The organism is Candidatus Poribacteria bacterium (assembly GCA_021162805.1).
In the GTDB taxonomy this organism is placed as follows: domain Bacteria; phylum Poribacteria; class WGA-4E; order B28-G17; family B28-G17; genus JAGGXZ01.
Window position 1 is genome coordinate 1 of sequence record JAGGXZ010000198.1, and the last position, 10,252, is coordinate 10,252.

Sequence of the window (10,252 nt, forward strand, 5' to 3'; positions counted from 1 at the left end):
GTAGAATCCCTTATGGATCAAGCCTTCTCAAAAGCTGCGTAATTTCTATATCTTGTTAAGAGGGTAGATCCTCCACTGGGAGAAGCGGTAGTCGGTTATTTTGGACAGCCTGGCGAATAAGCTGTTGGGATGGACATATCGGCCTGCCACGAGCATCTTTCTCACCTCTTTCCTGGTGGTCTCTATGATAGTACACTAAATCATACAATCATTGAAAAGCCCTACCCTAATGCATCGTATATATCCTTGACAACCTGTTCCGGAGCTTGTATAGTTTCCACTGTAACGGTTGGCATGATGGGAGTGGCTTATCTGCTGGTAGAATTAAGTGATACTGGGATGGTTCACAATCATGGTAATACCTTTCGTAAGGCGGCACTTTACGTGTCGCCGAAATCCAGCGAGAACAGGGGAGGTGAAATATGCTGAGATGGGGAGTGCTGGGCGCAAGCGGTGTGGCGAACCGTCGTACTATGCCTGCTATAAATGAGTCCAAATATGGCCTGCTCCATTCGCTTTTTTCAAGAAGCGAGGAGAAGGCCAGGGAATTGGCTGAAAGACATGGAGCCGAGAGATATTACTGGAACCTGGAGGAATTCTTCAACGATGAGGAAATGGACGCCGTGTACATTGCTACTCCCGTGTATCTTCATTGCGAGCACGTCTTAAAGGCCGTCGAGAGAGACGTGCATGTGCTATGTGAAAAGCCTATGGCGATGAACGTCGAGCAGTGTCAAACGATGATAGATGCTTGTAGGGAAAAGGGGCTTCATCTTCAGATATGTTTTCTCTTCAGGTTTCACTCCTGTTTTCAGAAGATACGGAAGATGGTCCGAGAAGGAGTCTTAGGCCAGATCATTGAGGCGAGGATGCCATTTCTGAAGTGGTATCCCCTCCCCGAAGGAGCATGGCGTAGGATACCGGAGCAGGGAGGCGGTGGAACGCTTATGGACCTGGGAGCACATAACGTTGACCTGATGAGGTTCATCATAGGGAGCGAGGTTGAGGAGGTATCGGCCTTCTGCAGCAACTGGGCTCTGGGATATGAGGTGGAGGATACAGGCACGATCATGATGCGTATGAAAAGCGGCGCTCACGTCATATGTGATACCAGTTTCGCCTCACAAAGATGCGACATCGTTTTCGAGATATACGGGACTAAGGGCTCCGTCCTGGTCTATAACGACGAGCACTGGAAGATAAGGGCTTATATAGACGGGGAAAGAATCGATGAGGATTCCGGCTTTGAGAACCTATATAAAGCTCAGATAGATCACTTTGCCATGTGCGTTGAAGGACGCGAGGAACCGATCGTTACAGGTGATGACGGTCTCGAAAATATAAGGATCCTCCGGGCAGCATATGAGTCCGCCTCGACCGGAAGACACGTGAAACTAGGTTGATTTACACCCGCTATCTGGGGAGGAGAAGATGACCTCCCGGCAAAGGCTTTTAACGGCGATTCAGAGGAGAAAGCCTGATAGAATCCCGATACACGTCAGAGGTGTCAGGGTCTGGGATGAGAGGTGGGTGAGGTCACGTGCTGATCGAGTATCTGCTGGCGAGAGGCGTCAGAGGCGTTTACGGATTTTCAGGCGAGGAGTATGCCGCGCCTCCCCTGCTTTCGCCACGGGATTTTCATGAGTTCGCGACCCAGCCCGAAAGGGAGATCCTCGATCTCATACACTGCCACGGCTGCCTGGTTCACGTCCACTGTCACGGCCCGATGGATGCTATCCTGGAGGATTTCGTCGAGATGGGCGCCGATTGCCTTCATCCGATAGAGGCTCCCCCGTTGGGAGATATGCCCCTTGCCGAGGCGAAAAGACGGATAGGGGGGCAGGTATGTCTTGAGGGGAATATCCAGATAGGGGATATATACCACACATCCCAGCTATCGCCCAAGACGGTGGCCAACTATCTGGCCATGATAGAAACCTGTCTGGAACTAGGCCATTACGGAGGATGAGAGATGAACGATTCAATCAAAGATTTCACCGTTCATATGATCGGAAACGCGCATATAGATCCGATATGGCTGTGGAGGATGAGAGAGGGATACGAGGTGGTGATCAACACCTGCCGAACGGTTCTCCAACTTATGAGGGAGTATCCGGGATTCATTTTCTCACGGAGCTCCGCGGCAACCTATAAGTGGATCGAGGAGAACGAGCCGGAGATATTCGAGGAGATCCGGGAGAGGGTTAAAGAGGGTAGATGGAATATCGTGAACGGCTGGTGGGTTCAGCCGGACTGTAACATCCCATGCGGCGAATCCTTCGTCAGACATTCACTTTACGGCAAACGGTACTTCGTGGAGAAATTCGGGGTTGATGTGAAGGTCGGATATAACGTCGATTCCTTCGGCCACTGCGCCACCCTTCCGCAGATACTCAAAAAGAGCGGCCTGGATTACTACGTCTTCTTCCGACCTAAACCGAACGAGAAGGAACTGCCGCCCCTTTTCTGGTGGCAGTCGCCCGACGGATCAAGGGTTCTGGCCTGTCGTCCGCCACACCATTACAACTCCGGCCCGGATAAGCTCGAGGAGCGGATCTGGGAGGCGTTCCAGCAGAGACCCGAGGGGATTAGGGAGGTCATGTGTTTCTACGGCGTGGGGGATCATGGAGGCGGCCCAACCAGACGAAATATAGAGAGCATCATCAAGGCCGACGAGAGGCCCGGTTACCCCAGGGTCATATTCAGCACGCCCGATGCCTTCTTCGGCAGAGCGCTCCTTCAAAAGAGGGATTTCCCCGTCGTGGCGGAGGAGTTACAGTATCACTCCCGCGGCTGTTACACCGCCTATTCGAAGGTCAAACGTCAAAACCGTCACGCCGAGTGCCTGCTTCTGACGGCCGAGAAGTTCTCGTCCATCGCTTTCCGGCTCCTGGGAAAGCCCTATCCACACGAGGAGCTGACGAAAGCTTGGCAAAACGTGCTGTTCTGTCAGTTTCACGATATCCTCGCCGGAACCTGCATCAAGGAGGCATATGACGGGGATGTGGATAAACTTTACGATGAAGCCTTCTCGCTCGCCCAGAGAGCCCTCGACGACGCCCTGAAATCCATCGCAGGCTCCTTGAAATTGCCGGAGGGGGAAAACCTGATCCTCTTCAACCCGATGAACTGGGAGAGAAAAGAGGGGGTGGAGATCGAGCTGAAACCTGAGGGAAACAGAGGGATAAAGGTCGTCAATCCGTTTGGGGTCGAAGTTCCGTCTCAGGTCTCGGACGGCAAAGTTCTATTCATCGCCGAAACACCCGCTATGGGCTGGTCGATATATCGGATCGAGGAGGCTAAAGGTGAGAAGAGGCCAGGTGAACTCTCCGGACTGAGCGCCTCAGCTACGGAGATGGACAACGAATACTACGCCGTCCGGATCGATCCCCGTACCGGCTTTATAAGCTCCATCCTCGACAAAGCGCGTAACGTCGAGATGCTCTCCGGACCGGGGAATGTCCCCATCGTCATAGACGATCCCAGCGATACGTGGAGCCATGGCGTCGACGCCTACAGGAATGAGATCGGCAGATTCACGATCGATGGCGAACCTGAACTGGTTGAGAGCGGTCCGGTTCGAGCAAGGATCAGGGTCAAGAGCAGATGGGGCGATTCGACCATCGAGGCGCTGATCAGCCTGTGGGACGGCCTGCCGATGCTGGATTTCCAGATGAAGATCGACTGGCACGAGAGACATAAGATGCTCAAGCTCTCCTTCCCCATAAACATCTCCGATCCGATCGCCACCTATGAGGTGCCGTATGGGAATACCACAAGGGAACCGAACGGGAATGAGGAGCCACATCAGCGATGGATAGATGTGACGGGGAAAGCTATCACGTTGAACGGCGAGAAGATCACCTATGGCGTCAGCCTGATAAACGACTGTAAATACGGATCGGATATCAGAGGTGGGGAGATGCGGCTGAGTTTGATCAGGAGCCCGATCTACGCCTTCCACGATCCCGCCGTGCCTGATCCGAACAAGAGCTACGATTATCTGGACCAGGGCGTGCAGGTTGTCAGATACAGGTTGATCTCCCACACCGCCGAATGGATTGAGGGAAGCGTCAGGGAGGGATTCAACCTGAACTACCCGATCATCCCGGTCTTTGAAGAGGGTCACGATGGCCATCATCCCCCGTTTTCGTTTAAGATCACGCCCGGGAATCTGATCGTTACGGCCCTTAAAAGGGCGGAGGGTGACGATTCGCTGATACTTCGCCTCTACGAGTGCGCCGGCAGATCCGTGATCGCCACTTTGGATTTCCGGTGGGGGGATACGCTCCGATGTCACCTTGAAATCCCATTCGGAAGATATGAGATCAAAACCCTCAAGCTCACACGGGATGGGGAAGAGCTGAAGGTCACTGAAACCGATCTGCTTGAATGATATAGGGTAGATGTTCTCCGTGAACATGTGATATAATACCCATGTCCAAATTGAGGTGTGGAGGGGGAAATGCGTCAGGCCGTTCTGGCATTCTTCATACTATTGGTGATCTTCCCATATGCTCATGGGGCCTCCTTGATCCTCAGGCCTGTCGGATCGGATTTGAAGGAGGTTAGCCTGAACCTCGGAGAGAGACTCGATGTTGAGGTGGTGATAGACGTCGGAGATGCACAGGTTAACGGGGTGTCCGTATATCTCAGTTTCGATCCCAGATACCTGAAGGTGATTAATCCCGATCAGCCCTTCAAACCGGGTGATTTCATGTCGATGGGCGCAACGGAGATCGAAAACAAGCTCTCCGCCGACGGCAAGTTGAACTATACCAAGGTTACGCTTTTCAAACCGGATTCGGGCAAGGGGGTGATCTGTAGCCTAAGTTTCGAGGCCATCTCGCCCATAGCTGAGACGTCGATCAGGGTGGATCTCGAGGATGGCCCTCGCAGATCGATGTATAGCGCCCCCCAAGAGGCTCGGATTTTCGACGAGGCCGAAAATCTAATGATACACATTCCGGGGATACCTCGATGGGATGTCAATCGGGACGGCGCAGTCGACATATTCGATCTGGTTCTGGTCGCCAAAAACTTCGGACGTCCATCCGCCGATTATGACCTCAACGGCGATGGGATCGTCAACATATTCGATCTGGTCACAATCGGCAGAAGGTTCGGCGAAAAATACATACGCTGATAAGGGGAGTTACACCATGAAGCGTGTCCTGATCACAGGGGGAGCCGGATTCATCGGTTCGCACCTGTGTGAGCTCTTCCTGAAGAGAGGATATGAGGTTATCTGCGTCGATAACCTGATAAGTGGGAACATAGATAACATCGCCCACCTCTTCGGCGAGCGATTTACCTTTCTCAGATATGACATCACCAATCCGATATGGATACCGGGACGGATGGACTATATCCTCAACTTCGCCAGCCCCGCGAGCCCCGTGGATTATATGAACCATCCGATTGAGACACTGAGGGTTGGGGCGATGGGGACGTATAACATGTTGGAACTGGCGAGAGAAAAAGGAGCTCGTTTCCTTCATGCTTCAACCTCGGAGGTCTATGGAGACCCGTTGATCCATCCGCAGCCTGAAACCTATTGGGGCAACGTCAACCCAATAGGACCCAGAAGTGTCTACGACGAGGCCAAACGATATGCGGAGGCGCTGGTAATGGCTTATCATCGTATGTACGGATTGGATACACGAATCGTCAGGATTTTCAATACCTACGGCCCCCTCATGCGTCCCAACGACGGCAGAGCCATTCCGAATTTCATCAGTCAAGCTCTCAAGAATGAGCCTATAACGGTCTATGGGGACGGATCGCAGACTAGAAGCTTTACATATATCACCGATGAGATCGATGGGATATACAGATTGCTGATGTCCGATTACCATGAGCCGGTTAACATCGGCAATCCGGAGGAGAAGACGATACTGGAGCTGGCGAGGCTTATCATCGAGATGACGGGAAGCGATAGCCGAATCGTATTCAAACCTCTGCCGAAGGATGATCCGAAGGTCAGAAGGCCGGACATCTCAAGGGCCAAGGAGGTTTTAAGCTGGGAGCCGAAGGTGCCGCTTGAAGAGGGGTTGAAGGAGACGATACGGTATTTCAGAAGGCTCCTGCAGGAAGGGAAAATCTGAATCATCCGACACTTATATCGATAAACATGGGGAATGTCTCCCCTTTTTCGCCCTTATATTTGGAGGCCATCTTGCCGGCTATATCGTTCTTCGCCATTGTCTCGACGATCTTACGTCGTTTGAGCCCTATCCCTCTGAGGAGCGTTTGGTTCAACTTCGCTATCACCCTCAGCCTGTTAAGGATATCCGCCGGTATCTCATTGATTTCCCTCATAAGCTTGGCTATCCTCGATAGGATCGCCTCTCTGCCTTTGAGGAGGCGGAGGAGGGTTTTCGTCTCCTCCGCCTCAACCGCTTGAAGCATCAATCCTGTCTGTTGATGGGCTACCTCGATCAGATTGCGCAACAGGTTCAGATCCTTTTCCATCCCTTTCCCCTTTTTCCCTCAGGCGACCAGAGAGGAGAGATTATGCTCGCCTTCAGCAGCTTTGCGCGTTCCGTTTATGACGGTTTCCCATGCCTCCTTCAGATTCTGAAGGTGCCATAGCGCCTCATCTATCATCTTGATGTCTTTCTTCAGATCCGCCATCATCAGTCGCCAGACGAGGTATTCGTAGATTTTCCAGAGGTTTCCGGCGATAGGTTGTGCTCGCGGATCGTCCAGATTTAAGGAGCCCATCAGCTCAATGATTATGTTCTGTGCCCTCACCATGTGATCGGAGAACTCCATCCTGTCGAATTTGGGTTTCTCCAGAAGCTGTTTAAGCTTGCTCAACTCCAGTATCGCTCCCTCATAGAGCATAAGGAGCAAAGCCCCTTTATCGGCGGTGTTGATCTGCGTTTCCCTGTACTTCCTGTAGATCTTATCTTTCATTTTGCTCCCTCCTTGCGATTTACCTTAGGCTACACTCCTCCGTTGAGTGTTATTTGTATTGGTGCCTGTTGCCTTCGCTATTTGAGTCAAGAGATAATCGCCTTGGGCCGTCAGCTCGTTCATCGCCCTCTCAAGCTCGACGAACATATTCTCCAACCTCTCCCGCTCCATATCCAGTCTCTCCTGGATGGATTGTATACGGTCATCGAGTTCGTCGATCTGATCCTGCAATGCCTTTTGATGTCTCACCATGAGTCCATCGGCGGAATCCGTCAGATAATCCAAGAGGTTATCCAGTTGCTCCGCCACTCCGAACGTAAGGGTTACGGTAGCTTGATAGGTTCCGCCGTTTTCCGCTAAGTCCTCAGGCGTCACCTTCACCTTCAACCTTAAACCTGCTGTATTTTCGTTGGTATCGAGCCCTGACAGGTACTGTCCGTTTCCGGAGGCCGGCTCGCCGTTGATCGTTCCGGCCACATCCTGACCGTAATCGGTGATCATATCCGTCCCGATCCCGGTGCTACTTCCATCGCCTAAGTCCTCGACGTTCGATACCACGCTGAACCCCATGCTGGATCCATAATAGTCATGTGTGAGCTTCAACTTTCCGCCGTCGTTGGAGGCGGTTATCGGGATCTCATATCTCCCCTGGGTGGTGATCTGAAACGTCCCGAAATCGAGGTTTCCGTCCCCGTCATAGGTGAGTTGCAGAGATATATCGCTCTCTCCGGGCGTGTTATCGGTTATGACCAACCTCCCGTTTGAATCCACCGTGGCGGTGACCTCTCCTGAGAATGCGTTCTGGATCTCATTCAGCAGATCCGATATCCTGGTCGTGTTCACATCATTTATCGTGAAAGTCCTTGAAATCTGGTTGCCATCTCTATCAGTGCCGGAGATCGTTATGGTATCCCCGTTCGAGACGTTCGCTCCGAAGATCTCGCCGAAGGTGGTGTTTCCCGTTATCGGAGTCGTCCCATCAGTGGTGTTGGCGGTATCTGAAGTGAGCACCTGGGCGACCCTCTGATGCAGAAGGCTGTTTATCCGATCCACTATCGTATCTATGGTATCGCCCGCATAAAGCTGGACGGTCTCACTCGTCCCACTTGCAAGCTCTGTTATGGTCAGCGCTTCATCCTGGGATAGCCCGCCATCCTGGATGGGAGTCGATCCCGTCACGCTTGCCCGCTTAGCCGCTTGAGTTATAACTACGTTGTAGGTCCCCGGTTTCGTGGCTCTCGTGTGACTGAGATATTCGATCTTCCCTGTGGCCGAGCCCTGCTGAACGGCAAAAAGGTTTATGACTTGATCCAGATTGTTCTGGATAGCACTAGTCAGTTTGGAATCATCTATCGAAAGGATGCCCTTGCCGTCGGAGGCTATCCCGATGTGAACCAACGCCGTCAGATCCTCATTTCCTTCGGATATCTCGTTTATCAATATCGATCTGAGCCGTGAGTGAATGGTCAAAAGCGTAGCATCCCCCAGGAGGGTTCCACCCTGGCCGGTCTCGACATCATAATCGAACTGCTCGTTTATGTATGAGGCCAGATCGTTATAGGCATCCACGAAATCCTGAATGAGCCCTTTAATGGCATCGACATCCAGCGAAACCTCCATCGTCACGGATCTCCCCGGCTCGGCCTTCTGAAGGTTAAGGGTGATCCCGTCGATGGCGTCATCTATCGTGTTTGAGCTGCGCGCGATCTCTATCCCGTTGAGCTTTATCTTCGCATCCGCTCCCTCCTGAAGCTGATTCGCGTGTTCGCTCTCCAATATACCCAGGACCTGTAGCACGTTGTTATCGTCCGAGAATTGAGTTGTTCCGGTTATCTGAAGCTTATATCTGGTGGTTCCTGAGGATGTATCCTCCACCAAGGCCACAGTAACTCCCGTCGGCGAGGCGGCTTCAATCTTCTCCTTTATCGATTGCAGGGAGTCGGTTGAAAGATCTATGGATATGGTCTTATCACCTATGGTGACGACCCCGGATGGTGGTGTGGTGAGGTTAAGCAGGGTTCCTATCGGGGAGGTAATATCGGCGAAGGGGTCGGTCTCGGCCCCCTCGCCGAGAGGATGTTTAAGCGAGGTGGTGTCATTGATAAACCCGAGGCTTTTGAGGACATCTCCGGAGACCTCCGCCAGATCGATCCCTTCCGAACCCGTTTGGTTCGAGGTGATCACCAATCTATGATCCGTATCGGATATGTTTATTATGGCGGCTGTCACCCCGGCATTGGCCGAGTTGATCTCATCTTTGATATCAACTAACGAATCATACGCCTCTACGTCGATCCTGACCCCGTTTATCAAAAACTCCCCTTCCAGACCGAGACCGGATGATGTGTCTGAGAAGGAATCAGATGAAATCTGCTCGGAGGCGGCAAGCTGTAACACCTCCACCGTGTAAAGGCCGGGGGCGGCATTCGAGGAAAGCGAGACGGAAAAAAGGTCCGAATCGCTTAAATCCGCTCGATACTGCCTAAAAGAGCTGGAATCCGCCAGCGACGAGACGGCTGAGCTAAGAGCGGCAAGCCTTGTGTTAACCTCCTGCCAGGCCGAGATCTTATCCTCAACCTGGGATTTCTGGTCTTCTATCATGTCGATCGGCCGCTGAGCCACCTGCATAAGCTGATCTATTATGGATTTCGTGTCGAGCCCTGAGATCAGTCCTGAAAAACTGATCCCGCTTATGTTCATAACCCATCCTCCGTCAGGCGAGATGATCCATGAATATGCCGATCATCTTATTTATCTGGGCTGCCAGCTTCAACATCTCCTCGGGGGGAATCTGTCTGATCACTTTGCCGGACGCGATGTCAACAACTTTCATAACGAGCTGATTCGTCTCCTTGTCCACCGTGAATTGATATCTCTGCTCGAATATCCTGGATATGGCGTTGAGCTGAGCTTCAACCCGTCTGAGTTCCAACTCCATCCGGTTTTCAGGCGGTCGATCCCGGTTTATCCCCGTGACCCGTCGATTCTCCCTCCTCTGAGGTTTAACCTCCTCCTGGTATACGTTTATGAGCTTCGATTGAGGCGATATTCTCATCTTAACGGGGTTTACCGCCATCCTATCTCACCCCCTGTTAATAATAGGGGATACCTTAGTCGGTATCCCCTTAGCTTCAGGATCACCTGCCCAATAGGGCGAGCACGTTTTGAGGAAGCGTATTCGCCTGAGCGAGCATGGCGGTTCCAGCCTGGACGAGGATCTGACTTTTGGTGAAGTTGGTGATCTCCTGTGCGAAGTCAGCATCTCTGATGGTGGACTCAGAAGCCTGGATGTTCTGAGCGATGTTGTCCAGGTTAGAGATCGTGAAGTTGA

General features: G+C 52.2%; 10 protein-coding genes. 5 read left to right on the plus strand and 5 right to left on the minus strand.

Annotated elements, in window-relative coordinates; translation table 11 throughout:
* Positions 1-422: 422 nt before the first annotated feature.
* From J7M22_16085 to J7M22_16105, 5 genes are all read left to right on the plus strand, one after another.
* On the plus strand, positions 423-1,403 hold the full coding sequence (locus J7M22_16085; protein MCD6508127.1) for a Gfo/Idh/MocA family oxidoreductase: 981 nt from the start codon (positions 423-425) through the stop codon (positions 1,401-1,403).
* A gap of 137 nt (positions 1,404-1,540) precedes the next feature.
* Complete coding sequence (locus J7M22_16090) at positions 1,541-1,969, plus strand: hypothetical protein (GenBank protein ID MCD6508128.1); 429 nt, start codon at positions 1,541-1,543, stop codon at positions 1,967-1,969.
* Positions 1,970-1,972: 3 nt separating this feature from the next.
* Positions 1,973-4,396, plus strand: coding sequence for an alpha-mannosidase (locus J7M22_16095; protein ID MCD6508129.1), 2,424 nt, complete (start codon positions 1,973-1,975; stop codon positions 4,394-4,396).
* Positions 4,397-4,465: 69 nt separating this feature from the next.
* Positions 4,466-5,146 carry a hypothetical protein gene (locus J7M22_16100; protein MCD6508130.1) on the plus strand — a complete coding sequence of 227 codons (681 nt, stop codon included), beginning with the start codon at positions 4,466-4,468 and terminating at the stop codon, positions 5,144-5,146.
* Between the two features lie 16 nt (positions 5,147-5,162).
* On the plus strand, positions 5,163-6,107 hold the full coding sequence (locus J7M22_16105; protein MCD6508131.1) for an SDR family oxidoreductase: 945 nt from the start codon (positions 5,163-5,165) through the stop codon (positions 6,105-6,107).
* 1 nt (position 6,108) lies between these two features.
* Here the strand turns inward: J7M22_16105 and J7M22_16110 are convergent, their stop codons facing one another.
* The 5 genes from J7M22_16110 to J7M22_16130 all read right to left on the minus strand — a co-directional run.
* Positions 6,109-6,474 carry a hypothetical protein gene (locus J7M22_16110; protein MCD6508132.1) on the minus strand — a complete coding sequence of 122 codons (366 nt, stop codon included), beginning with the start codon at positions 6,472-6,474 and terminating at the stop codon, positions 6,109-6,111.
* An 18-nt stretch (positions 6,475-6,492) separates the two neighbouring features.
* Complete coding sequence (gene fliS / locus J7M22_16115; protein ID MCD6508133.1) at positions 6,493-6,921, minus strand: flagellar export chaperone FliS; 429 nt, start codon at positions 6,919-6,921, stop codon at positions 6,493-6,495.
* 24 nt (positions 6,922-6,945) lie between these two features.
* Entirely contained in the window at positions 6,946-9,621 is a 2,676-nt protein-coding gene (gene fliD, locus J7M22_16120) for a flagellar filament capping protein FliD (GenBank protein MCD6508134.1), read from the minus strand.
* Positions 9,622-9,634: 13 nt separating this feature from the next.
* A complete protein-coding gene (locus J7M22_16125; GenBank protein MCD6508135.1) occupies positions 9,635-9,997 on the minus strand; it encodes a flagellar protein FlaG in 363 nt (120 codons plus the stop codon).
* 61 nt (positions 9,998-10,058) lie between these two features.
* On the minus strand, positions 10,059-10,252 hold a 194-nt coding region (locus tag J7M22_16130), incomplete at its 5' end, for a flagellin FliC (GenBank protein ID MCD6508136.1).